The sequence below is a fragment of the Pseudomonas sp. BIGb0164 genome (assembly GCF_024810135.1).
In the GTDB taxonomy this organism is placed as follows: Bacteria; Pseudomonadota; Gammaproteobacteria; order Pseudomonadales; family Pseudomonadaceae; genus Aquipseudomonas.
Map to the genome: position 1 here is coordinate 605,903 of NZ_JANUEA010000003.1, position 23,697 is coordinate 629,599.

At 63.0% G+C, this 23,697-nt stretch carries 24 protein-coding genes; 14 read left to right on the plus strand and 10 right to left on the minus strand.

Annotated elements, in window-relative coordinates:
* The first annotated feature begins 2 nt into the window (after window positions 1-2).
* The 7 genes from folE2 to M2394_RS10635 are packed head-to-tail and all read left to right on the plus strand — an operon-like array spanning window position 3 to window position 5,627.
* A complete protein-coding gene (gene folE2 / locus M2394_RS10605; protein ID WP_178920484.1) occupies window positions 3-899 on the plus strand; it encodes a GTP cyclohydrolase FolE2 in 897 nt (298 codons plus the stop codon).
* Window positions 896-1,564 carry a metal ABC transporter ATP-binding protein gene (locus M2394_RS10610; RefSeq protein ID WP_178920486.1) on the plus strand — a complete coding sequence of 223 codons (669 nt, stop codon included), beginning with the start codon at window positions 896-898 and terminating at the stop codon, window positions 1,562-1,564. Before folE2 ends, M2394_RS10610 begins: the two co-directional genes overlap by 4 nt.
* A complete protein-coding gene (locus M2394_RS10615; RefSeq protein ID WP_178920488.1) occupies window positions 1,564-2,430 on the plus strand; it encodes a metal ABC transporter permease in 867 nt (288 codons plus the stop codon). Before M2394_RS10610 ends, M2394_RS10615 begins: the two co-directional genes overlap by 1 nt.
* An 11-nt stretch (window positions 2,431-2,441) precedes the next feature.
* Window positions 2,442-3,320, plus strand: coding sequence for a metal ABC transporter substrate-binding protein (locus tag M2394_RS10620; protein ID WP_178920489.1), 879 nt, complete (start codon window positions 2,442-2,444; stop codon window positions 3,318-3,320).
* Window positions 3,317-3,730: a phosphoribosyl-AMP cyclohydrolase gene (gene hisI / locus M2394_RS10625; protein WP_259172427.1), complete on the plus strand. Its 414-nt coding sequence runs from the start codon at window positions 3,317-3,319 to the stop codon at window positions 3,728-3,730. Before M2394_RS10620 ends, hisI begins: the two co-directional genes overlap by 4 nt.
* On the plus strand, window positions 3,727-4,287 hold the full coding sequence (locus M2394_RS10630) for a DapH/DapD/GlmU-related protein (protein ID WP_005792581.1): 561 nt from the start codon (window positions 3,727-3,729) through the stop codon (window positions 4,285-4,287). The genes hisI and M2394_RS10630 overlap by 4 nt, the downstream gene beginning before the upstream one ends.
* Window positions 4,288-4,289: 2 nt before the next feature.
* Window positions 4,290-5,627, plus strand: a complete 1,338-nt coding sequence (locus M2394_RS10635; RefSeq protein ID WP_259172428.1) for a dihydroorotase — start codon at window positions 4,290-4,292, stop codon at window positions 5,625-5,627.
* Here M2394_RS10635 and M2394_RS10640 read toward each other — a convergent pair.
* Window positions 5,624-6,145, minus strand: coding sequence for a DUF3617 domain-containing protein (locus tag M2394_RS10640; RefSeq protein ID WP_178920492.1), 522 nt, complete (start codon window positions 6,143-6,145; stop codon window positions 5,624-5,626). The genes M2394_RS10635 and M2394_RS10640 overlap by 4 nt on opposite strands.
* Before the next feature lie 130 nt (window positions 6,146-6,275).
* On the opposite strand from M2394_RS10640, the gene cls reads away from it, so the two are divergent.
* On the plus strand, window positions 6,276-7,715 hold the full coding sequence (cls, locus tag M2394_RS10645) for a cardiolipin synthase (protein WP_259172429.1): 1,440 nt from the start codon (window positions 6,276-6,278) through the stop codon (window positions 7,713-7,715).
* 135 nt (window positions 7,716-7,850) lie between these two features.
* On the opposite strand, the gene cfaB is transcribed toward cls, so the two are convergent.
* From cfaB to hflK (M2394_RS10685), 8 genes are all read right to left on the minus strand, one after another.
* Window positions 7,851-9,035: a C17 cyclopropane fatty acid synthase CfaB gene (cfaB, locus tag M2394_RS10650; RefSeq protein ID WP_178920494.1), complete on the minus strand. Its 1,185-nt coding sequence runs from the start codon at window positions 9,033-9,035 to the stop codon at window positions 7,851-7,853.
* Window positions 9,036-9,122: 87 nt separating this feature from the next.
* A complete protein-coding gene (locus tag M2394_RS10655; RefSeq protein ID WP_178920495.1) occupies window positions 9,123-9,911 on the minus strand; it encodes a DNA-binding domain-containing protein in 789 nt (262 codons plus the stop codon).
* A complete protein-coding gene (locus M2394_RS10660; RefSeq protein ID WP_259172431.1) occupies window positions 9,902-10,747 on the minus strand; it encodes a DUF692 domain-containing protein in 846 nt (281 codons plus the stop codon). Before M2394_RS10660 ends, M2394_RS10655 begins: the two co-directional genes overlap by 10 nt.
* Window positions 10,748-10,814: 67 nt before the next feature.
* Window positions 10,815-11,069, minus strand: a complete 255-nt coding sequence (locus M2394_RS10665) for a hypothetical protein (protein ID WP_176994547.1) — start codon at window positions 11,067-11,069, stop codon at window positions 10,815-10,817.
* A 116-nt stretch (window positions 11,070-11,185) separates the two neighbouring features.
* Complete coding sequence (locus M2394_RS10670; RefSeq protein ID WP_259172432.1) at window positions 11,186-13,072, minus strand: cation-translocating P-type ATPase; 1,887 nt, start codon at window positions 13,070-13,072, stop codon at window positions 11,186-11,188.
* Entirely contained in the window at window positions 13,069-14,103 is a 1,035-nt protein-coding gene (gene hflK / locus M2394_RS10675) for a protease modulator HflK (protein WP_259172433.1), read from the minus strand. Before hflK (M2394_RS10675) ends, M2394_RS10670 begins: the two co-directional genes overlap by 4 nt.
* Window positions 14,100-15,098, minus strand: coding sequence for a protease modulator HflC (gene hflC, locus M2394_RS10680; protein WP_259172552.1), 999 nt, complete (start codon window positions 15,096-15,098; stop codon window positions 14,100-14,102). The genes hflK (M2394_RS10675) and hflC overlap by 4 nt, the downstream gene beginning before the upstream one ends.
* Window positions 15,099-15,107: 9 nt before the next feature.
* The gene (gene hflK / locus M2394_RS10685; protein WP_259172434.1) at window positions 15,108-17,033 is read right to left on the minus strand and encodes a protease modulator HflK; all 1,926 of its coding nucleotides are present in this window, start codon (window positions 17,031-17,033) and stop codon (window positions 15,108-15,110) included.
* Window positions 17,034-17,353: 320 nt separating this feature from the next.
* Between hflK (M2394_RS10685) and M2394_RS10690 the strand changes: the two genes are divergently transcribed.
* Genes M2394_RS10690 through M2394_RS10715 form a run of 6 tightly spaced genes read left to right on the plus strand, consistent with a single transcriptional unit; the run spans window position 17,354 to window position 23,032 of the window.
* Window positions 17,354-17,974 (plus strand): CDP-alcohol phosphatidyltransferase family protein, encoded by a 621-nt coding sequence (locus tag M2394_RS10690; RefSeq protein WP_178924211.1) that lies wholly within the window; start codon window positions 17,354-17,356, stop codon window positions 17,972-17,974.
* Between the two features lie 11 nt (window positions 17,975-17,985).
* A complete protein-coding gene (locus tag M2394_RS10695; RefSeq protein ID WP_259172435.1) occupies window positions 17,986-19,734 on the plus strand; it encodes a bifunctional alpha/beta hydrolase/class I SAM-dependent methyltransferase in 1,749 nt (582 codons plus the stop codon).
* A gap of 2 nt (window positions 19,735-19,736) precedes the next feature.
* Window positions 19,737-21,035, plus strand: coding sequence for a phosphatase PAP2/dual specificity phosphatase family protein (locus M2394_RS10700; protein ID WP_259172436.1), 1,299 nt, complete (start codon window positions 19,737-19,739; stop codon window positions 21,033-21,035).
* Complete coding sequence (locus M2394_RS10705) at window positions 21,025-21,468, plus strand: hypothetical protein (protein ID WP_176994554.1); 444 nt, start codon at window positions 21,025-21,027, stop codon at window positions 21,466-21,468. Before M2394_RS10700 ends, M2394_RS10705 begins: the two co-directional genes overlap by 11 nt.
* A 9-nt stretch (window positions 21,469-21,477) precedes the next feature.
* Window positions 21,478-22,098 carry a 1-acyl-sn-glycerol-3-phosphate acyltransferase gene (locus tag M2394_RS10710; protein ID WP_259172437.1) on the plus strand — a complete coding sequence of 207 codons (621 nt, stop codon included), beginning with the start codon at window positions 21,478-21,480 and terminating at the stop codon, window positions 22,096-22,098.
* Between the two features lies 1 nt (window position 22,099).
* Window positions 22,100-23,032: a phosphatidate cytidylyltransferase gene (locus M2394_RS10715; protein WP_178924220.1), complete on the plus strand. Its 933-nt coding sequence runs from the start codon at window positions 22,100-22,102 to the stop codon at window positions 23,030-23,032.
* A gap of 139 nt (window positions 23,033-23,171) precedes the next feature.
* Here the strand turns inward: M2394_RS10715 and M2394_RS10720 are convergent, their stop codons facing one another.
* Entirely contained in the window at window positions 23,172-23,645 is a 474-nt protein-coding gene (locus M2394_RS10720; RefSeq protein WP_176994674.1) for an Lrp/AsnC family transcriptional regulator, read from the minus strand.
* Window positions 23,646-23,697: the final 52 nt, after the last annotated feature.

Below are 23,697 nucleotides of genomic sequence, written 5' to 3' on the forward strand. Positions count from 1 at the left end.
TCATGAACGCGCTGACTCTGCCGGATATCGCCGCGCAGGCTTCACGCCAAGCCTTGCCACTCGATTGGGTGGGCATGTGCGGCATTGCCCTGCCGATCCTCATCGACGGCCAACGTCTGACGGCCACTGCCGATGCCGGCGTAAGCCTGGACGACGGCGAGGCCCGTGGCATTCATATGTCACGCCTGTACCTGGCCCTGGAAATGCTCGACCAACAGCCCCTTACGCCTGCGCTTCTGCATACTCTACTTGAGCGCTTTCTTGAGAGTCATGAAGGTTTATCTAAGAACGCCTACCTGCGTATCCACACCGATTTGCTGCTCAAACGGCCTGCGCTGGTCAGCCCGCTGGCCGGCTGGAAAGGCTACCCGGTGAGCATCGAGGCGCGCCTGGAAAACCAGATGTTCCACGTGGAACTAAAAATTGACGTTACTTACTCGTCAACCTGCCCTTGCTCCGCTGCGCTGGCCAGGCAGTTGATTCAGCAGCAATTTCTCGAAGACTTCGCCAACACGCCGCTGCAACACGAGGACGTACTGACCTGGCTCGGCAGCGCCAACGGCATCGTCGCCACCCCTCACAGCCAGCGCAGCAGCGCGCAGCTTTCCATCCAGTTGGACGAAACCCTGCCGGGCCTGCCCCTGACCGACCTGATCGACAACGTCGAGGCCGCCCTCGGCACCGCCGTGCAAACCGCAGTAAAACGTGCGGACGAACAAGCCTTCGCCCTGGCCAACGGGCAGAACTTGATGTTCTGCGAAGACGCCGCCCGCCGCCTGAACCTCGCCTTGAAACGCTCGGATGCCGTCAAAGCCTTCCACCTGAAAGTGATCCACGCCGAAAGCCTGCACGCGCACGATGCCGTGGCTGAAAGCCGCTGGACGAGACACTCTGCATGATCACCTGCACCGCTTTGCGCTGGGGCGCTCCTGGCCAACCGCTGACACCCGCCATTGATCTCACCCTGGAAAAAGGCAGCCTCACCGGCGTGATCGGCGCCAACGGCACTGGCAAAAGCAGCCTGCTCAAAGTCATCGCTGGCTTGCAAAAGCCACTGGCGGGGAAAGTCACCGTGGATGTTCCACGCCGTGGTGGCTTGTCGTTCCTGCCCCAGCAACAACACCTTGATCGCCAGTTCCCTATCAGCCTGCAAGAGCTGGTGGCCGCTGGCTTCTGGGGTACCAGGCTGACCCCGGAGCAGCGCAGCCAACGCCTGCACGCGGTGCTGGAAGACTGGTGCCTCAGCGGCCTTGAGCACCGCCCATTAATGGCGTTATCGGGTGGCGAACTGCAACGCGCCCTGCTCGCCCGCATGAGCCTGGCCGACGCGCCGGTGTTGCTGCTGGATGAGCCCCACGCCGCTCTCGATGAAGAAGGCCAGGCCCTGTGCTGGAAACACGTGCACGCCTGGCACGACCAAGGCCGCACTGTGGTGATCGTGTGCCACGACCTGGCGTCCGTACGCCATCACACCCAGCAAGTGGTGCAAATCAAAAGCACCGGCTGCGTGTTCGGGCCGAGTAAAGAACTGATCCGCCCGCAACCACACATGCAGGTGGCCTGATGCACTTCGCCGCCCACCTGTGGATGCCATTCTTCGATTTCGTCTTTATGCGCCGCGCCCTGATCGGCGGCCTGGTGCTGGCCTGCAGTACCGCGCCGCTGGGTGTGTTCCTGATCCTGCGCCGCATGAGCCTGATCGGTGACGCCGTGGCCCACGGCATCCTGCCCGGTGCCGCGCTGGGCTTCTGGTTCGCCGGGCTCAGCTTGCCTGCCCTGACCATCGGCGGCCTCGGTGCCGGCCTGGGCATGGCCGGGCTCTCGGCGTGGATCACCCGCCGCACCGGCCTGCGTGAAGACGCCAGCCTCGCCGCCATCTACCCCATTTCCCTGGCGGCCGGCGTGCTCATCCTTGGCATCGCCGGCAAACGCCTGGACCTGCTTCACCTGCTGTTCGGCTCCGCCCTGGCCGTGGACGAAACCACCCTCACCGGCATGTTGTGGGTCTCCGGGTTCAGCCTGATCGCCATGGCGGTGATCTACAAACCGCTGCTGCTGGACACCCTCGACCCGCTGTTCCTGCAGACCGTCAGCCGCCTGGGCCCGCTGGCCCACGGGTTGTTCCTCACCCTGGTGGTGCTGAATCTGGTGATCGGTTTTCAAGCCATCGGCGCCTTGATGGTGGTGGGTTTGATGATGTTGCCGGCCATTGCTTCACGCTTCTGGAGCCGGCGCCTGCCGGTGTTGATCGCGGTATCGGCGGTGCTGGGATGCCTGTCGGTGTGCTTCGGTTTGTTGCTGTCGTTCTACTACTCACTGCCCAGCGGCCCGGCCATCGTGCTGGTGGCTGGCATTGGGTACCTGCTGTCTGTGGTTTTCGGTCCGGTGCACGGCTTGCTGCGCCGCCCGCCCTCTCTTACATCCCAATGAGGTGTTTCCCGATGCGCGCTTTACTCGTGCTGTTCAGTCTGCTGCTGCCACTGTCGATGGCCCAGGCCGCCGACAAACTCCAGGTGGTTACCAGCTTCAGTATTCTCGATGACATCACTCACCAGATCGGTGGCGATCACATCCAGATCAGCAATATGGTCGGCCCGGACTCCGACGCCCACACCTACGAACCGACCCCGGACGATGCCAAGGCGCTGCTCAAGGCCAAGGTCATCATCAAGAATGGCCTGGGCTTCGAGCCCTGGCTGGATCGTCTGGTGACCAGCACCGAGACCAAGGCCACAGTCGTCACCGCCAGCAAGGGCGTGATCTCCCACACCATGGAAGAAGACGGCGAGACCATTCCGGACCCGCACGCCTGGCACAACCTGGCCAACGCCGAAATTTACGTAAACAACATCACCAAGGCCTTGGTGGCCGCCGACCCGGCCAACAAAGCTGACTACCTGCGCAACAGCCAAGCCTACCTGAAAGAAATCTACCGCCTGCTGGCCGAAGCCAAAACCAAGTTCGGCGCACTGCCACCGGGCAACCGTCGCATCGTCACTTCCCATGACGCGTTCGGCTACCTAGGCCAGGCCTACGGCATTCAGTTCCTCGCGCCACAGGGCTTGTCCACCGAGCGTGAACCGTCGGCCGCCGAAGTCGCTGCGCTGATCACCCAGATCCGCAAAGACAAGGTCAAGGCCGTGTTCATGGAAAACATCAAGGACGCGCGCCTGCTCAAGCAGATTGCTGACGAAAGCGGCGCGCAGATCGGCGGCACGCTGTACTCCGACGCCCTCGCCGCCGAAGGCCCGGCCAGCACCTTCACCGGGTTGTTCGAATACAACCTCAACACCCTGTGCGCGGCCCTGAGCAAGCCATGACCTTGAGCATGCTCGACCTGGAAGAGGCTGCCCTGGGCAGCCGCTTTCCGCTCGAACCGGTGCTCGACGCCCTGCCGTGGAACAGCGATGGCCTGATTGCCGCCATCGCCCAGCAACACGGCAGCGGTGAGGTGTTGATGCTGGCCTGGATGAACCGCCAGGCCCTCACCGAAACCCTGGCCACCGGACAGGTCTGTTACTGGTCCCGTTCACGCCAGCATTTGTGGCGCAAAGGCGAGAGCTCCGGCCATTGGCAACAGTTGGTCGAAGCGCGGCTCGATTGCGACGGCGACGCGGTGTTGCTGATCGTCAACCAACTCGGCCCGGCCTGTCACACGGGCCGCCCGACCTGCTTCTACAACGCCATCGACGGCGACCACGTTCACATCATCACGGAGCCTGTTGCATGATCCGCAAGAACCCTTCCGGCGACCTGCCGGTGATTGCCGAGTCGGCCTACGTCGACAAGACCGCGATCATCTGCGGCAAGGTCATCATCGGCGAGAATGTCTTCGTCGGCCCCTACGCCGTCATCCGCGCCGACGAAGTCGACGCCAGCGGCGCGATGGACCCGATCACCATCGGCGCCAACTCCAACATCCAGGACGGCGTGGTCATCCACTCCAAATCCGGCGCGGCGGTGACCATCGGCGAATTCACCTCTATCGCGCACCGCTCCATCGTCCATGGCCCCTGCACGGTCGGTGATCGTGTCTTCATCGGGTTCAACAGCGTGCTGTTCAATTGCGCCGTGGGCGATGGCTGCGTGGTGCGCCACAACTCGGTGGTCGACGGCCGCGACTTGCCTGCCGCCTTCTACGTACCGTCCACCACCCGCATTGGGCCCAACACGGACCTGTCGCAATTCCCGCCGGTGAGTGTCAGCGCCTCGGAGTTTTCCGAAGACGTGGCACGCACCAACGTCGATTTGGTACGCGGCTACAAAGCCCTGCAAAACGAGTTCTGACCATGAGCCGCCTGCTGATCCGCAACGCCCGCCTGGTGAACGAAGGCCTGGAATTCGACGCCGATGTGCTGGTTGCCAATGGCCGAATCGAGAAGATTGCCAGCAGCCTCGAAGGCTACAACGAGCCGGTGGAAATCGACGCCCGGGGCCAGTGGCTGTTGCCGGGCATGATCGATGACCAGGTGCACTTTCGTGAACCCGGCGCGCCGGACAAAGGCAGCTTCTACAGCGAATCCCGCGCGGCCGTGGCCGGTGGCATCACCAGCTTCATGGACATGCCCAACACCAGCCCGGCCACCCTGAACCTGGAAGCGCTGGCCGATAAGAAGCGCCGCGCCGCCCTGCATTCGGTGGCCAACTATGGCTTCCACTTCGGGGTGAGCAACGACAACCTCGACACCGTCGCCGCCCTCGACCCACGGGAAGTGGCCGGCGTCAAAGTGTTCATGGGCGCGTCCACCGGCAACATGCTGGTGGACGATCCACGAATCCTGGAGCGCCTGTTTGCCGAAGTGCCGACCATTTTGTTGGCCCACTGCGAACACACGCCGAGCATCCTGGCCAACGAGCAGCGCCTGCGCGAACGCTTTGGCGATCACATCCCCGCCGTCGCCCACCCGCTGATCCGCGATGCCCAAGCCTGTTATCGCTCGTCGTCCTTTGCCGTGGAATTGGCCCAGCGCCACGGCACGCGCCTGCACGTGTTGCACCTGACCACTGCCCGTGAACTGGCGCTGTTCGAGGACAAACCGCTGGCCGAGAAGCGCATCACCGCCGAGGTGTGCCTGCACCATCTGCTGTTCGACGACCACGACTATCACCGCCTCGGCCACCAGATCAAATGCAACCCGGCGATCAAGACCCGTGCCGACCGCGACGCCCTGCGCCAGGCCTTATTGACAGATCGTCTGGACGTGATCGGCAGTGACCACGCGCCGCATACCTGGGCGCAGAAACAGTTGGGTTATCGCGAAGCGCCGTCCGGGCTGCCACTGGTGCAGCACGCGTTGCCGGCGTTGTTGGAACTGGTGGCCGACGGGCACCTGCCACTGACCACGCTGGTGGCGAAGACCAGCCATCGCGTGGCTGATCTGTTCGCCATTCCTGACCGTGGTTATTTGCGTGAAGGGTATTGGGCCGACCTGGTGCTGATCCAGCCCGAGCCCCAAGGCAAACCCGTCAGCAGCCAGCCGATCCTGGCGCGCTGCGGCTGGACGCCTTTTGCCGAGCGCAGCTTCCGGCACAGCGTCAGCACCACGCTGGTGTCAGGCCACCTGGCGTGGCACAACGGCCAGGTGGTCGACAGTTGCCAGGGCTTGCCCCTGCATTTTCTGCGTTAAGCGCGGGGCTTGACCGTACCGCAATCGTTGCCCAGCCATTGGGCATGGCTGTCGAGGCTGCCCTTCTGCTGGATGCCGGTGGCATTGAAGGTGCCGTTGACGGTGGTGGTGAATTCTTTCTGGCTCTGGAAAGTCGCGACGCCAGTACCCTGTGCTTTCGGGCAACTGAAGCGGAATTTCCACTGGTTGCCGGTCTTGTCGGTCACTTCCTGCTTGCAGCCCGATTGCGGGTCGGTCAGGGGGATCGAGTCCGAGGCGACCTGAGCTGGCGTGAGGCACACCTGCACGCCTTTACCGGCCATGGTGATGCCCTGTTTTTCCAGCATGGCGCGCTGTTCAGGGGTCATCTGTTGCTTGAGCTGGCCGAGGATCAGAGAAAGATCCGGCAGGTCCTGGTTGTCCACTTTCATGTTGCTGGTAGTCAATTCCCACAAGCCCGGCGCCAGCATCTGCGCCTGCGCCGCCACAGGCAGCGACAAACAGGTAACCATGGCTAAACAGAGCAAACGAGCATTCATCGGGTAACTCCTGGGTAATGTTGGGCGTTAGACGCCGCAAAGCGGCCAGTGTTGCACGGCAAATAAAATAGCGACATTCACAGCCGTTCATGGTCTGTTAGGCACTGGACTGTCAGGAGTCATGTCGTTCATGGATTTTTTTGGCCCGCACCTGCTCGCCTACTTCATCGCCACGCTGCACTTTCTCGGGACCCTTGCCGCGATCCACGCGGTGTTGACCGTCAGGACTGCCCAAGGCTCGATCGCCTGGGCCTTGTCGCTGATGTTCATGCCCTACCTGACGCTGATCCCCTACCTGATCTTCGGCCGCAGCACCTTCGACGCCTACATCCAGGCCCGCCGCCAGGCCAACCAGGAAATGCACACCGCCATCACCGAATTGAACTGGCGCCCCTGGGTCGAAGAAGCCCTCGCTGCTCGCAACTCCAGCGCCTACGCGTCCCTGCGCGCCATGCCCAAGCTGGGGCGCATGCCGTGCCTGGCTAACAATGAAGTGCGCTTACTGATCAATGGCGAGGCCACCTTCAGCGCAATCTTCGAGGCGATCCGCAACGCCAAGACCGCCGTGCTGTTTCAGTTCTTCATCATTCACGACGACGAGCTCGGCCGCCAACTGCACGCGCTGCTCAAGGCAAAAGCCGCCGAAGGCGTCGCCATTTACGTGCTCTACGACCGTATCGGCAGCCATGCCCTGCCCCACCGTTATGTGCAGTCACTGCGCGATGCCGGCGTGCAGGTCAAGGCATTCGCCACACGCAGCGGCTGGCTCAATCGGTTTCAGGTCAATTTCCGCAACCACCGCAAGATCGTGGTGGTGGACGGCATCACCGGATTTGTCGGCGGGCATAACGTGGGTGACGAGTACCTGGGTAAAAAACCGCCACTGGCGCCCTGGCGCGATACCCACGTGCAGGTGACCGGCCCGGTGGTCGCGTGTTTGCAGGAGTCGTTTGCCGAAGACTGGTTCTGGGCCGCGCGGGAGCTGCCGCCGCTTATCCTGCCGGACGCTTACCCCGAAGACGGCGTGCTCTGCCAACTGCTCGCCAGCGGCCCGGCCGACCCGTATGAAACCTGCTCGCTGTTTTTTGTCGAGGCCATTCATGCGGCAACTGAACGGGTGTGGATCACCAGCCCGTATTTCATTCCCGATGAAGCGGTCTTCTCCGCCCTGCGCCTGGCGGTATTGCGCGGCGTTGACGTGCGCCTGCTGCTGCCGTCGCGGCCCGACCACCGCATCGTCTACGCCGCCTCCAGCCTCTACGCGATCGAAGCCGTGCGCGCCGGGGTGCGGGTGTTCCGCTACACGCCAGGGTTTCTGCATCAGAAGGTGGTACTGGTCGACAGCGAAATCAGCGCCATCGGCAGTGCGAACATGGACAACCGTTCATTCCGGCTGAATTTCGAAGTGATGTTGCTGACGGTGGACGAAGCCTTCGCCAGCCAAGTGGAACAGATGCTGTTGGATGACTTCGCCCTGGCCCATGAAGTCAGCCAGGAAGAAAGCCGTCAGACACGTCGCCTGCAACAGCTGGGCATGCGGGTGGCCCGCTTGATCTCACCCATTCTCTAGCTGGCAACACCAAATCAATGTGGGAGCTGGCTTGCCTGCGATGGCGGTGTATCAGTCGACTTATCCGGTCCTGATACACCGCCATCGCAGGCAAGCCAGCTCCCACAGTTTTTGGATCTCCGGTGTTGCAGTCAATCAGCGATAGATATCTTCCCGCGTCCACGGCAAATCATGGCTGCCATCGGCGTGAGGCTTCACCGCCAATATCTGGTGCAGGTTGATCCAGCCCCGGGCAAACGCATAGGCGCAACCGGCCAGGTACAGCCGCCAGATGCGCAACGCCTGCTCCGGCACCATCTTGGCTGCCGCTTCCAGGTTATCTTCCAGGCGCTCGCTCCAATGGTCCAGCGTGCGCGCGTAGTGCAGGCGCAGGCTTTCAACGTCCACCACTTCCAGCCCGACTTCGCTGATTTCCGCGGTCATCATCGCCAGGTGCGGCAGCTCGCCATTGGGGAACACGTAACGCTCAATAAACTCACCGGCGCCCCGCCCTACCGGGCGGCCATCGGTGTGCTTGGCGGTAATGCCATGGTTCATCACCAGGCCACCTTCACGTACCGCGCCGAACAGCACCTTGCAGTACTCCGCCAGATTGGCGTGGCCCACGTGTTCGAACATGCCCACGCTGACCACTTTGTCGAAACGTCCGTCTTGCGGCAGGTCGCGATAGTCGAGCAGTTGCAGGTCGACCTGGTCTTCCAGGCCTTCGGCTTTCACCCGCTCACGGGCCAACGCCAACTGCTCTTTGCTCAAGGTGATACCAAACACTTTGACCCCGAACTCCCGCGCCGCAAACCGCGCCAGCCCGCCCCAACCACAGCCGACGTCGAGCAGATACTCGCCCGGCTGCAAGCGCAACTTGCGGCACAGGTGGCGGAATTTGTCTTGTTGGGCCTGGTCGATGGATTCGCTGCCGGTTTCGAAATAACCGCAGGAGTACGCCATGTCCTGATCCAGCCAAAGCTGGTAGAACTCGTTGGACAGGTCGTAATGGTAGGAAATAGCCGCTGCGTCAGTGGCCTTGTCGTGGATCGAGCGCACCGGACGACTCCCCTCGTCGTCTTCGATCAGGGCGTGACTCAATTCGTCACACACCCGGATGACCTCGGCGATGGAGCCTTCCAGCTCCAGTTTGCCCTCGACGAAGGCTTCGCCCAATGAATCGAGCGTGGGATGGGTCAGCTTGGTCACGACCGTGGGGTCCTTCACCACGATAGTCACACTGGGCTCGGGGCCCAAGTTGAATTCATGGCCGTCCCAGAGTCGAAGACGCAGCGGTAGCTGAAGATTCTGTAAGGCCGGTGGAAGTTGCGCGAGCATGAGTAGTCCCCCCTTGTTTCAGACGTCTGGAGTGAGGGTAGACCATCCGAAGACAAAGTAGGAGGCTATCGATTTGATAGCGTTCCTCTATGGGGCTCGGCGCTCGAGCAAACCGTCTTGGATCCACTGTTTCAGCCACGTCACCGCTTGCAGTGGCGCACCCTCTGCATAAGTGACTAGCAACTGCTCGCACAGTTCTGAAAAATTCCAGCCAGTGGTCACCATCCCGGCCAGCGCACAGGCCTCGGCGGGTTCCAGGCTGCGGTAATGGCACACATTCTGGTGGCGCCACACCAGGCAAATCTGCGCCAGTTCCAGGGCCTGACTGTTGGGGAAGTCCGACTCATCCTTGCTGGCACGCCAGATCGCCACACTGTTGAAATGACACAGCATCTGCTGCACCGATGGCGCCAAGGTCACTTGCAGGCCTGGCCACTCTTCAGGCGCCAGTTGCGCCATGTCATTGAGGGTCAGCGGCTCGCCCTGCGGCGCATCGAACGCCAGGGTGAAGGCCCATTCCAATCGCGCCAGCTCAGCCAATGGCGCGCTTTGTTCGGCCACCAGGTGCTCCACGATAAACGCCGGGAAACGCTCGCCCAGCCAGCGCAGGCTGTAATGGGCAGACGGATAACGACGCACATAAGCGTGGGTCAACAGCGCAAACTCGTCATCCCCCAGCCAATACCAGATGGCGCCGAAGTCATGCCGCAACACTTCCTGCAACCGCGACACGTAGGCGTTGTGATAAATCGCCAGGCCCGTGTCCACATCCAGTGTCGGCCCACCCAACAACGTGGCGGCAAACCCGCTGTTGGCGACGCAAGTCTCGGATAACAGATGCTGTTCGAAAGCCAGCTGCCAATCGGTCAGGCGCATAAAGACCTCCTGGCCAACGCCGAAGCGCCCAGCTCACGGGCCTTGCCCAGCTCGGTGAGCAGCTCTTCGAACGGTGGGAAATGGTCGTCGCGCTCCAACAAGGTCGAGACCGGCCCCAGGTGCTCCAACGTCTGCTGGTACAACGCCCACACCGGATCGCACACCGGGTGGTCATGGGTATCGACGACATAGTCGCCATAGTCCATATGCCCAGCCAGGTGCAGTTGGCGGATGCTTTCAGGCGGCAAGTTGCGGATGAACGTCCAGGCATCGAACCCATGGTTGCGCGAGCTGACGTACACGTTGTTGACGTCCAGCAGCAGCTGGCAGCCCGTCAGGTGAGCCAGGGCGTTGAGGAATTCCCACTCGGTGAATTCATCGGCCTTGGAGCGCACGTAGCTGGAGACATTTTCCAGTACCAACGGGCGCTGCAACACGTCTTGCACTTGGCGCACGCGGCCAGCCACGTGGTACAGGCTTTCTTCGGTATAAGGCAGGGGCAGCAGGTCATGCAATTGATGGGCGCTACCGCGGCTCCAGCACAGGTGATCGGACACCCACGCCGGTTGGATGCGCTCGGCGAGCTGTTTGAGCTGTTTCAGGTAATCAGTATCAAGGGCATGGGGTCCGCCGATAGACAGGGACACGCCATGCATCACCAGGGGATAGCGCTCGGCTATCGCGTCCAGGTAGTACAAGGCCTTGCCGCCCTGCACCAGATAATTCTCGGAGATCACTTCGAACCAATCCACGGCCGGCGACTGTTCAAGGATCTGCTGGTAGTACTCACTGCGTAGACCCAGGCCATAACCCAGGCTCGGAAGAGAAGCGGACATCATTCACTCCTGGGCAAAGTGTCCGCAGCGGTGGGGGGCATCCGCTGCGGGAGCACTCGGTTGCCGGTTATTCGCCGACGGTACCGCCAGCCTTGGTGCAAGCATCAGCGCTGGCTTGAACTTTGAAGCCTTGGCCTTTGCAAGAACCCTGGCCTTTGCAAGCGTGGTCCTTGGTTTTGCAGTCGTTCTGGCCTTTGCAGGCGTTGATGCCGTAGCAGTGCACAGACATGTCAGCGGCTTGAGCCTGGGTGACAACACCAGCAAACATGGTAGCGGCGGCCATTGCGAGGGCGGCACCAGCAGCAGCGGATTTGAAGTTCATTTTTGTATCCTCATGATCGGTAGGGGTGTCGGTCTGAACGGATTGTTCAGTCTCGACATACCACTAGAGTGAGGTCCCTCATCGGCGTTACAGCCGTGTGCAAATATTTCTGAAAATTATTCGTCGAGCTTCAAAAGCGGTTCCTGGAAGCGTAGCAAACGCCCGGCGTTGCCCAATACCAGCAGGGTACTGAGGTTGTGCAGCACCGCTGCGATCATGGCGCCCGCCGCCCCCAACCAGCCAAATGCAGCAAATACCACGATGGCCAGCGTCCAGCCCAGGCCGATGATCACGTTGACCTGCAGCGTCTGCCGGCACTGACGACTCAAGCGCACGCAGGTGCCCAGGCGACGCAAGTCACTGCCGATCAGCACCACGTCTGCCGACGCCAGGGCGATATCCGCCCCGCCCGCCCCCATCGCCACACCCACCACCCCGGCTTTGAGCGCCAGGGAATCGTTGATCCCATCGCCCACCACCATCGGGCGGAAGCCGTTGCCGATCTCACCCAGCACCCGGTTGAGCTTGTCTTCCGGCAACGCCTGCGCCTCGACGTCGCTGATGCCCACGTCCAGCGCCAGATTGTCGGCCACGCTCTGGCGGTCGCCCGTCAGCAGCAATTGCCGGCCCAGGCCCAACTCCCGCAATTCTTGCAGGGCTTGGCGGGCTTCCGGCTTGACGCTGTCCGCGAGCAGCAACCAGGCGAGGAACTGCCCGTCCAGCGCCAGCCCGGCAATCGGGCCATCGTGATTCGGCACCGCAGTGGTGACGATGCCCAACTGCTCAAACAACTCCGGGCGCCCCAACGCCGCTTCGCCTTGCTCGGTCTGCGCCACCACGCCGAGGCCCTGGCGTTCGCGAATATCCGTGAGCACCAACAACTGCTCCTGGGTCGCCAGCCCTGCCAACGCCCGGCTGACCGGGTGACTGCTGGCCGAACCCAGGCTCGCAGCCAGATTCAGCAGCACCTGGCGATCCGGCGCGCGCGTCTCGATCGATTGCAGGCGCAGGGTGCCGTAAGTCAGGGTGCCAGTCTTGTCGACCACCAGGGAGGTCAGGTCGGCCAGTTCTTCGAGGAACGCCGAGCTGCGGATCAGAATCCCATGACGCGCCGCCACCGCAATCCCGGCAATCGCCGTGGCCGGCGCGGACAGCACCAACGCACACGGGCACGCAGCGACCAACACCGCCAACATTGCCTGCGCGTCGTTGGTCACAAACCAGGTCACCGCCGCCAGCAGCAACACCAGCACCATGTAGCTGCCGGCATAACGCTCCAGCAGCCGCGTGATCGGCGGCTTGGAACGTTCGGCGTTCTGCATCAGTGCGATGACTTTGCCCAGGGTCGACTCATTGCCGGTGCGGGTCACCTGCAGGCGCAGCAAGCCATCCAGGTTGATCGCCCCGCCAAACACCTGCACGCCGACGCTGGCTTCCAGCGGCACCGACTCGCCGGTGATCGGCGCCGTGTCCAGGCTCGCCTGGCCGGACAGCACCACACCGTCGGCGGGCACGCGGTCGCCGGCACGCACTTCGACGATATCCCCAGTGTTCAGTGTGCCGTTGTCCACCTCGACAATGCTGCCGTCGGCCTGCACCAAGCGCGCATGGCTGCGGGTCAGCTTGCCCAATGCGTGGATCGCTTCCTGGGACCCGATCACACTGCGCTCTTCCAGCACATGGCCGAAGATCATGATGATGGGCAGCAATGCGGCGGTGAGCAGGTCGCCAGTGGCCCACGCGCCCATCATCGCCAAGGCGATCAACTGGTCGGTGATGCCATGCAGGCTCGGGTAACGCAGGCTGTACCAGGCCGAACGCATCACCGGCACGGCCACCAGCAACGAGGCCACGCCCAGCAACAATTGGCTGACGCCCGTCTGGTCCGGTGCCAGCCAGCGCCACACCAGCCCCAGCACCAGCAAACCCAGGGCCAGCATGGCCAAGGTCAATTGCCGGGCAGCACTGCGCTGCTCGGCGGAAGTCAGCATGGGTGCGCTCATTGTTCGGCTCCCTGAATGATCAAGCGGGAGTCGTCTTTAGGATCGACCGTGGTCACCGAGCCGGCCTGGCCGAGAATCTTCGGCAAGCGCTCGCGGTACAGGCGCAACAGCAAGCCCGGGTCTTTGACCTGGGCAAGGCTGGCGACTGTGGCAGTTTGCGCCTGAGCATTGGCCAGGCGCTCGCTGGCCTGGGCATGGGCCACCTGCACCAGGCGGTCGGCTTGCTGGTTGGCGGTCTGGGTGAGTTTTTCGGCGTCGGTGCGTGCATTGGCCACGGCTTTGTCAGCTTGTTGGCTGGCGGTCAGCACCGCGTTGAAGGCATTCACCGCCGGGCCCGGCAGGCTCGATTGCACGTCGACGCGGGTCACCTCGATGCCGAGCCCAAGCCCCGTCGAGGCCAATTCAGCCAAGCGCTTATTGATGCCTTGTACCAAGTCACCGCGCAGCCGCTCACGGCGCTCGGCGGCGCCATTGTCGGTGCCGATCAGTTCGGGGCGCGCCACCAGAATAGTGTCCAGGTCACGGGCCGCCGTCAGGGCCACGGCGCTGCGGGTCACCAGGCGATCCAGCGCTGGCAACACATGCTCGCCCTGCAGCACAAACGCGTAGGGCTCGGTGACTTTGTAGAACACCCGCACATCCAGCTGCACCACACCGGCGTCACCGGTCAGCAGGTAACCGGAGCCGGCCAGGGCGTCGCTCAACGGCGTGGCAAAACTCGCCACGCGGTCGGCCTGGATCGCCGTGTCGGAACGCAGCAGGTTTTCGACCCGGCGCTCAATCACTCGGTCGGCGGCCGGCAGCAACACAACCTGCTCGAACGGTTGCGGCCAGGCCAGTAACAGGCCGGCATTCTGAATCCGGTCCAGGGCGCCGAAGTGCAGCACCACGGCGCGGTTCTGCGGGTCGATCTGGCGCACATTGGAAAATGCCCAGGCCAACGCCGCCAACACGGTCACCGCGTACAGCGCCAGGAAGGTCAGGCGCCCGGCCTGGATCCACGGGCTGTCCGGGCTGTCACGCTCGGTCATGGCTGGACGTCCTTCGGCCCGTCCACCAAGGCGCGGAACGGCGCGGCATCGGTGCGCAGGATGATCTTGGTGCCCGGCGTCACCACCGTGCCCAACGTATCCAGGGAGCGCAGCAGGTTGTACAGCTGCGGGTTACCGGCGTAGGCACGCCCATAAATTTGCGCCGCTTCGACCCGCGATTGCGCCTCGATATCGGCGGCTTTCACCGTGGCATCGGCTTGCACAATGCGCGCATCACGCTCGGCAGCCGAACGGATCTGCGCCGCTTCACGCTTGCCCACGGCGGTGCGCTCGGTGGCGATGGTTTCACGCTCGGCGCGCATGCGGTCGACGGTGGCGGTGAGCGTCACCGACGGCAAGGTCAGCCGCTCGATGCCCACTTGCGCCACACGCACGCCATAGGTGGTGAGCAATTGTTGATCAATCTGCTGGCGCAATTGCGCTTCGAAATCAGCGATGCGCACCTGGCTGGCGTCGGTGTTGATCAGGCTGGACAGGTCAAAGCTGGCGGCGGTGGTTTCCAGCGCCGAGCCGACGAAGGTGCGAATCTGCCGCGCCGCTTCATCCGGCTGGTTCTGCACCGCGCGCATGAAGCGCTGCACGTTGTCGGCGTCGCCCTGCACCTGCCACGCCACGTAAGCCTGCACGATGATGCGCAGGCCATCGCGGGTGCCCACGTCCTGCAAACCGCTGGAGGTGGTGCGCAGGCGCAGGTCCACCGGGATCGCCGCCTCGAACGGCGCCGGCCAGCGCCAGCCCAGGCCCGGTTCCAGCAACACACGGGATGGGTTGCCGAAGCGGGTGATCACTGTGGCCTCGCCGGAACGCACTTGCACCAGGCTGGCCGCTGCCAGGGCAAACAACACCAGCAGCACCGCCCACGCCATGCGTCGCCAAGGGAACGGGCCGCCCGCCGGTTCGTCACCATGATGATGGTGGTGGTGATGGCCATGATGGTGATGATGACCGTGATCGTGAGAATGAGCGCTCAACAGACAGACTCCTTATTGAACGGCTTTATGCGGCACCGAAGGGTCGGCCGGCAAAGTAAAAGAACGCAGATCGATCGTCGGCGCGCCGTCGGCACCCAGGCGATGATCCAGGATAAGCAGCTTGGCGTGGGCCAGGCCTTGGCTGAGCTGGCCGAGGTATTGCTCCAGCACGAACGCCTGGCCCGCCGTCGCGTAGGCCTTTTGTTCGGCGGCAAAACGCAGGTCCGCCGCTCTGGCGCCGGCGCTCACTTCGCGCGCGGTGGCCTGGGCCTCATCGCGTACGGTGCTGGCTTGCAGCAGGGCCTGGTTGGTCTGCTCGCTGGCCGCGCCACGTTCGCGGGAAATCAGCGCCTGGGCGCCAATCTGCGCCGCTTGCACCCCGTGATAGGCATTGGCGGCACCCGCCGGCGGGTGAATCGCTTCCACCACCGTGGCGAGAATTTCGACACCACTGTCGAGTTTCTGCAGGTCGGCCTGCACGGCGCGGCCTATTTCATCAGCAAGGCTGGTGCGCTGTTCACCGAGCAATTCATCGAGGGTGCGTGAGGCAAAATCGTGGACGAGGATGCGGCTGGCGGTGCTGCGGATCAGGGTCGGCACATCCGCGCTGTTGTAGGTGGCGGCGAGTGCAGCCCGGTCAGTCAGGCCGATGCGGTAGACGAACCGCACGTCCATGTTGACGATCTGGAAGCCTTGTTTGTCGCCGCTGCTGCTGGCGATGACCTGGGATTTGTCATTCACATGACTGGCGTCCCACAAACGGTTGGCGATCAGCGGAGCCGGGCCTTCGGCGGGTGCCAGTTCCGGGGTGGAGGCTTCGCTGACGCTGGTCGCCAGCTCATGCACCACGCCGTTTTCCACAGCCAATACGCGGCCCAACGGCCACGGCAACCCGGCGTGCAGGCCGGGGCCGAACACTTCCACAGGTTTGCCGAAGCGCTCATAGATCCCACGGCCTTGCAGTGGCACTTCATGCACGCCGGTCAACGCCCAGCCCACCGCCAGCACCACCAGCAGCACCGGCAGAAACGCCCGGCGCATGTAGGTAAACGCCCAAATCTGGCGCAGATCGATACCAAAGCGGTTGTGCAGTTCGTGCTGCAAGGCCAGCAAGGGCTGCGGCGGCCAGCGCAGCAGCCCGGCGATAAAACTCTGCGCCATCAGGCGCGGTTCAAGGCGTGGCTGGTGTGGGCTGAACAGCGACAGCACGGCCCGCAGCAAAAACTCCACGGCCACCAGCCCCGGCAGCAGGCCGACCAGCACGGCCAGGCGCAGCGGCCACACAGACGCCGCACCGGCAAACAGCAAACACAGCGCACTGACCACCAGGCAAACAATCGCTACCCGGCTCAATTGCGCCAGTGGCGAAGCTTCCGGCCATTGGGCCACGGATTCCTGAGCCAGGCGGCGCTCGAACACCAGCAGGCCAAACGCCAAGGCCAACGCCAGCGCGGCACCGATGCTCGCCGATTGGCCGACGGGCGCAGCGGGCAAGGTCAGGTTCCAGAATTCGATAAGGCTGACGAGCGCCAGCAACGACCAACCCGCCAGCCACAGCACCGGCGCACCAATCTGGGCCAGCAGGCCATTGCGCAAACGCCCGACAAGGCGCGAATACCCCGCCACGTCATCGACGGGCGGCTCAATCAGTGATTCGGCGGGTTCCTCCAGCACCTGGGCACGCCAATCGGCCACCCACCACGCCGATTGCAACCCGGCCACCAGCACCAGCAGCGCCGACGAACAGGTGATCAGCACCACCGGCCAGATCGACAGCGGGGCAAACAGGGCGACAAACAGCGCCAGTATCCAACCGGCCACGGCCAGGGTTGTCAGGCTGATGCCGGCTTGGCGCAATCGACGGGCGTGAAACACCCCCTGTTGAAAACGCGGAAGGCCTTCCACCGAAGCGCCGTCAGCTTCCAGATCCACTTGCATCCACTCAACGCCCGTTAACACACAATTAGTTACGATATAACACGGAGCGTGAAATTTTTGTCCTATGAATGCAGGTTTTGAACCCACCGCAGTTCCCCTGTGAGAGCGGGCTTGCTCGCGAATGCGGTGGGTCAGCCACCCCTGTTGTGACTGTCCCACCGCATTCGCGAGCAAGCCCGCTCCCACATTTGTTCCCCAGCGTCTGCAAGACCGTGACTAAACCCCCATAAACACGAGCCATCACTGGTGCAGGCCGTGATTAATCGGCACACTCCGAAACAGTTTTTCGCGGGTCCACGGACAAGGAAGCGTCACCCCCCATGATTTCGATCTATCAACTCAAGCCGCGTTTTCAAAACCTGCTGCGCCCGCTTGTGCAGCGTCTCTACGACAATGGCACCACGGCCAACCAGATCACCGTGCTGGCTGGCGTCGTGTCCTTGTTGGTCGGCGCATTGATCGCCGCGTTTGCCCAACACCTCTGGCTGTTTGCGCTGATTCCGCTGTGGATGATCCTGCGCATGGCCCTCAATGCCATCGACGGCATGCTCGCCCGGGAATTCGGCCAGCAGTCGCGACTGGGTGCCTACCTCAATGAGCTGTGTGACGTGATCGCCGACAGCGCGCTGATCCTGCCATTTGCGCTGATCCCCGGTGTCAGCCTCATTCCCGTGCTGCTGGTGGCGCTGCTGGCGGTGTTCAGCGAATACGCCGGTGTACTCGGGCCGATGGTCGGCGCGTCACGCCGTTACGACGGGCCCATGGGCAAGAGCGACCGGGCGTTCGTACTCGGCGTGCTGGCCACCGGCGTCGCCCTGGGCTGGCTGGGTGCCGGCTGGGTCAACACGGTGATGTGGCTGGTCGCCGCCCTGCTCGCCTACACCTTGGTCAACCGTGTGCGCCAAGGCCTCAAAGAAGAACACACCTCTCCGATTGCATAAGGATTTTTGCGATGCGCGAACAGCAAGAGCACACCTTCAGTACCCATGATGGCGTCGAGCTTTTCTACCGCCACTGGCCGGCCACGGACGTCACCGGGCCACGCCAGGCGATCCTGCTGTTCCATCGCGGCCACGAGCATTCGGGGCGCATTGCGCACCTGGTGGATGAACTGAACCTGCCGCAATTCGACTTCTTTGCCTGGGATGCCCGTGGTCACGGCCAGTCGCCCGGGGAGCGCGGCGACAGCCCAAGCTTCGCCACCAGTGCCCGCGACGTGCAGACCTTCTGTGACCACATCGGCACCACCTACGGCATCGCGGCAGAAAACCTCGCGGTCATCGCCCAGAGCGTCGGCGCCGTGATCGCAGCCACCTGGGTGCACGATTACGCACCGAAGATCCGCGCGCTGGTGCTCGCCTCCCCGGCCTTCAAGGTCAAGCTGTACGTGCCCTTCGCCCGCCCGGGCCTGGCGCTGATGCGCAAGTTTCGCGGCAATTTCTTCGTCAATAGCTACGTCAAGGCCAAGTTCCTCAGCCATGACCCGGAGCGTGTAGCCTCCTACGACAGCGACCCGCTGATCACCAAGGCCATCTCGGTGAGTGTGCTGCTGGGCCTGTATGAAGCGGCAGACCGTGTTGTAGCCGATGCCCAGGCGATCCAGGTGCCGACCCAAGTGCTGGTGTCTGGCTCCGACTTCGTGGTGCACCGCAAACCCCAGCAGCAGTTTTTCGACCGCCTCGGCAGCCTGAAAAAAGAGCTGCACATTCTCCCGGGCTTCTTCCACGACACCCTCGGCGAACGCGACCGGGCCACCGCCGTGAGCAGCGCCAGGCGCTTTATCCTGCAGAACTTCAGCTACCCGCTGGACCGCGCGTCCTTGCTGGATGCCGACAAGCTAGGCGCCACCTGCGCCGAATCCGAAGCCCTCGCCGCGCCACTGCCGCGCAATTCCCTGCGCGACCTGTACTGGCGCCTCACCCGCGCCAGCATGGGCCTGGGCAAAAGCCTGTCGGACGGCGTGAAGCTGGGCTTCGATACCGGTTTCGACTCGGGCAGCACCCTGGATTACGTGTACCGCAACACCCCCACCGGCAAGGGCGGGCTGGGGCGGATGATCGACACCAACTACCTCAACTCCATCGGCTGGCGTGGCATTCGCCAGCGCAAGTTGAACGTCGAGGAGCTGCTGCGCCTGGCCATGGCCAAGTTGCGCGATGAACGCCGTGAAGTACGCATCGTCGATATCGCCGCCGGCCATGGGCGTTACATCCTCGAAGCCTTGCAGGGCGTTTCGCCGCTGCCGGAATCGATCCTGCTGCGCGACTACAGCGACATCAACGTGCGTGACGGTAGCGCGCTGATCCGCGAAAAAGGCCTGGGGGATATCGCGCAGTTCGTCAAAGGTGACGCGTTTGATCGCGCCGACCTCGCGGCACTGGACCCCAAGCCGACGCTGGCGGTGGTGTCCGGGCTGTATGAATTGTTCGCCGATAACGCCATGGTCGGCGGCTCCCTGGCTGGCCTGGCTGAGGCCGTAGAACCGGGTGGCTATCTGGTCTACACCGGCCAGCCCTGGCACCCGCAACTGGAACTGATCGCCCGCGCCTTGACCAGCCACCGCCAGGGCCAGGCCTGGGTGATGCGCCGTCGCAGCCAGGCGGAAATGGACCAGCTGGTAGAAGCTGCCGGCTTCCGCAAGATCACCCAACGCGTGGATGAGTGGGGCATTTTCACCGTGTCCCTGGCGCAGAAGATCTGAGCATGCGCGAACCCGGCCTGTTGAAGCCCGCCGTCCTGTGGCTGCTGGTGTTGGCACCGCTGTTTTTCAGCACCTACGGCTTTGCCACGTGGGTCACCAGCCAGCGCAGCGACGTCGGCACCCTGGTGTTCGACTGGGAAACCCACATGCCCTTCTGGGCATGGACCATCGTGCCCTACTGGTCCATCGACCTGCTCTACGGCTTTTCCCTGCTGCTGCCCAACACCCGCCATGAACTCAAGCAACATGCGCTGCGCCTGCTGACTGCCCAGGTGATCGCCGTCAGTTGCTTCCTGATCTGGCCGCTGCGTTTCACCTTCGAGCGGCCAGAGCTGGACGGTGTGTTCGGCTGGCTGTTTGCGGTGCTGGCAGGGTTCGATAAGCCGTTCAACCAGGCGCCGTCGCTGCATATCGCACTGCTGGTGATCCTGTGGGTGATGTACCAGCGCCATACCCAAGGGCTCTGGCGCTGGCTGGTGCATGGCTGGTTCGCCTTGATCGGGATTTCGGTGCTGACCACTTATCAACATCACTTTATCGACTTACCCACAGGCGCTCTCGCTGGCTGGATTTGCGTGTGGTTATGGCCGGTGGAGCATCCCAGCCCATTGTTGAATGTGCGACTGACACGGGACGTACAACGCTGGAAAATCGGTGCGCGCTACGGCCTGGGGGCGGTGCTCCTGGTGATGTTGGCCTGGGTGCTGCGCGGCGCCTGGCTGTGGATACTGTGGCCGGTGGTTTCCCTGGCGTTGATCAAGGCCAACTACTTCGTGCTCGGTGCTTCAGGCTTCCAGAAGCGCGCCGATGGCCGACTCACGCCCGCCGCACGTTGGCTGTACGCGCCCTACTTGGCGGCGGCGTGGGTCAATTCACGTGTGTGGACGCGCAAGCATCCACAACCGGACCTGATTGTGGATAACGTCTGGCTCGGGCGCATTCCGACAACGAATGAGCAAGAGCCTTTCAAGGCGATCGTCGACCTGTGCGCCGAATTACCGATTAATCCACAGGGCCGCGCCTACCAATCGATTCCCGTACTGGACCTGGTGGCGCCTACGCCCGCCGAATGCCTGCAGGCCGCGCAAGCCATCGAACGCCTGCGATCGCACGGCCCGCTGCTGGTGTGCTGCGCCCTCGGCTATTCGCGCAGTGCCACTGCCGTGGCCGCCTGGCTGATGCTCACCGGTCGCACCAGCACGGTGGACGAGGCACTGGCTATTATTCGTACAGCGCGGACCCACGTAGTCCTGCACCCCGCTCACCGCGAAGCTTTGGAGGGTTTGCCCCATGCCCGCTGATATGGAACTCCAGGTGGTCGCCAGCCTGTTGCGCCGTGGCCGCTCCCTGGATCAGTTATCCACAGGCCTGACGCTGCTCGGCTTTCTGTTTGGTCTTGCGCAACTGTTATTGGCAAGTATCTCGACCCTCTGCCTGCTGCTCGCCCTGTGGATGATCATCCTGGGACTGCTGCAAAAGTATTGGGCGCTGCGCGTGGCCTTCGACGCCGACCTGTTCGCCCTGCTGGCCCGCGACACCGCACGCACCCCGGACCTCGACCAGGCGCTGGTGGACCTTGGCCTGCAATCGGCCAAGCGCGTCGGCCGGCCCTGGAGCGAACGCCGTCGCGGCGCCCTCAAACTGTTGCGCAAACAAGCCTGGCTGCTCGGTGCGCAAGCGCTGCTGACCCTGGGCGTGGTCCTCGCCAGCCCTTGGCTGCCTTTCGCCGGATAAGGAATCCCCATGTTCGAACCCGTGGTCGCCACGCTGATTACTTCCATGGCCCGCACCGTCACGGGCGCCCGCAGCCTGTGGCTTGGTTGCGCGCCGGTGCCGGTGCAACGCATCTACTTCGCCAACCACAGCAGCCATGGCGACTTTGTGCTGTTGTGGGCCTCGCTGCCGCAAAACCTGCGCAAATTCACGCGCCCGGTGGCCGGCAGCGATTACTGGAACAAAAGTGCCCTGCGCCGCTACATCATCAACCGCGTGTTCAATGGCGTGCTGATCGACCGTGAACGCAAGGACACTGTGGATAACCCGCTGCAGCCCATGCTCAACGCCCTTGAGGCTGGCGATTCGCTGATCATCTTTCCCGAGGGCACACGCAACCTGGAAGACGGTTTGCTGCCGTTCAAGAGCGGGCTTTATCACCTGGCAAAAAGTTACCCACAGGCCGAATTGATCCCGGTGTGGATTGCCAACCTCAACCGCGTCATGCCCAAGGGTCGCGTGTTGCCGCTGCCCCTGCTGTGCACCACCAGTTTCGGCAAGCCGCTGCAATTGGAAGAAGACGAAGACAAAGCCGCCTTTCTCGCCCGCACCCGCGACGCGCTGCTCGCCCTTGCCCCGGAGCACGTCTGACATGCCTAGCCAAACCCTGATGTTGTTCGGCGGTATCGGCGCGATCCTGGTGCTCGCCTCGCTGATCGGCCTGATCCTCAAGCTGCGTACCCGTGGCACACCGAATGCGGTGATCGACAACCTCAACGCCCGCATCAATGCCTGGTGGGTGATGGTGGTGGTGATCGGCATCGCCTTCTGGCTCGGCACCGGCGCAGTGATCCTGCTGTTCTACGCCGTGTCGTTCTACGCCCTGCGTGAATTCCTCACGCTCACCCCCACGCGCCGCAGCGATTACCCGGCGCTGGTGGCCGCGTTCTACCTGGCCCTGCCGCTGCAATACCTGCTGATCTATTCGGATTGGTACGGGCTGTTCTCGATCTTCATCCCGGTGTACGTGTTCCTGCTGCTGCCGATCCTCGCGTCACTGGGTGGCGACAGCACGCACTTCCTGGAGCGCGCCTCGAAAGTGCAGTGGGGCCTGATGATCGCGGTGTTCTGCGTGTCGTTCGTACCGGCTCTGCTGACCCTCGACATCCCGGGCTACGAAGGCCGCAACCTGTTGCTGATCGCTTACCTGGTGATCGTGGTACAGCTCTCGGACGTGCTGCAGTACGTGTGCGGCAAGCTGTTCGGCAAGCACAAGATCGCGCCCAACCTGTCGCCGTCCAAGACCGTGGAAGGTTTTGTCGGCGGCATCCTGCTCTCCTCGCTGATCGGTGCGGCGCTGTGGTGGACCACACCCTTCAACCCGTGGCAGTCGTTTTTGATCGCGCTGTTGATCAACTTGTTGGGGTTTGCGGGCGGCATCGTGATGTCGGCGATCAAGCGCGATCGCGGCGTGAAAGATTGGGGGCATATGATCGAAGGGCACGGCGGCATGCTGGATCGGTTGGACTCCGTGTGCTTCGCGGCGCCCATCTTCTTCCACCTCGTGCGCTATTGGTGGACGTGACCCCAACCTCAAGAACAGTGAAGATCAAACTGTGGGAGCGGGCTTGCTCGCGAAGGCGGTGGGTCAGCTGGCAAATTCAGCGGCTGACACGCCGCCTTCGCGAGCAAGCCCGCTCCCACAATGGGTTTGTGGTGGGCCGTTAGGTTGGTAGATGGCCCAACGGCAACGCTCCCGGAGTCTTTACGGTCTGGATCGCGAAGTTGCTGCGGATATCCCTCACCCCCGGCAGCTTCAACAGGCTGCCGGTGACAAACCGTTCATACCCGCGCAAATCCGGCACCACCACCTGCAACAGAAAGTCCGACTCCCCCGACACCAGGAACGCCGAGATCACCTCGGGCAGTGCCGTCACCGCCTCACGAAAGGCATTGGCCTCGGTGTCGTTATGCCGCTCTACCTTCACGCCCACAAACACCATCATGCCCAGGCCCACTTCATCGCGATCCAGCGTGGCCTGGTAGCCGCGAATGACCCCGGCTTCTTCGAGCAGGCGCACGCGGCGCAGGCAAGGTGATGCAGACAGGCCAATCTCGTCGGCCAGTTGCACGTTGCTCAGGCGACCATCCCGTTGCAGGGCTTCGAGTATCTTGCGGTCAAAAGCATCGAGTTTCAGATTTGGCATAAGTGAATGGTCTTTGTAGTTGTTAGTGGTGGATAGTGCCAAG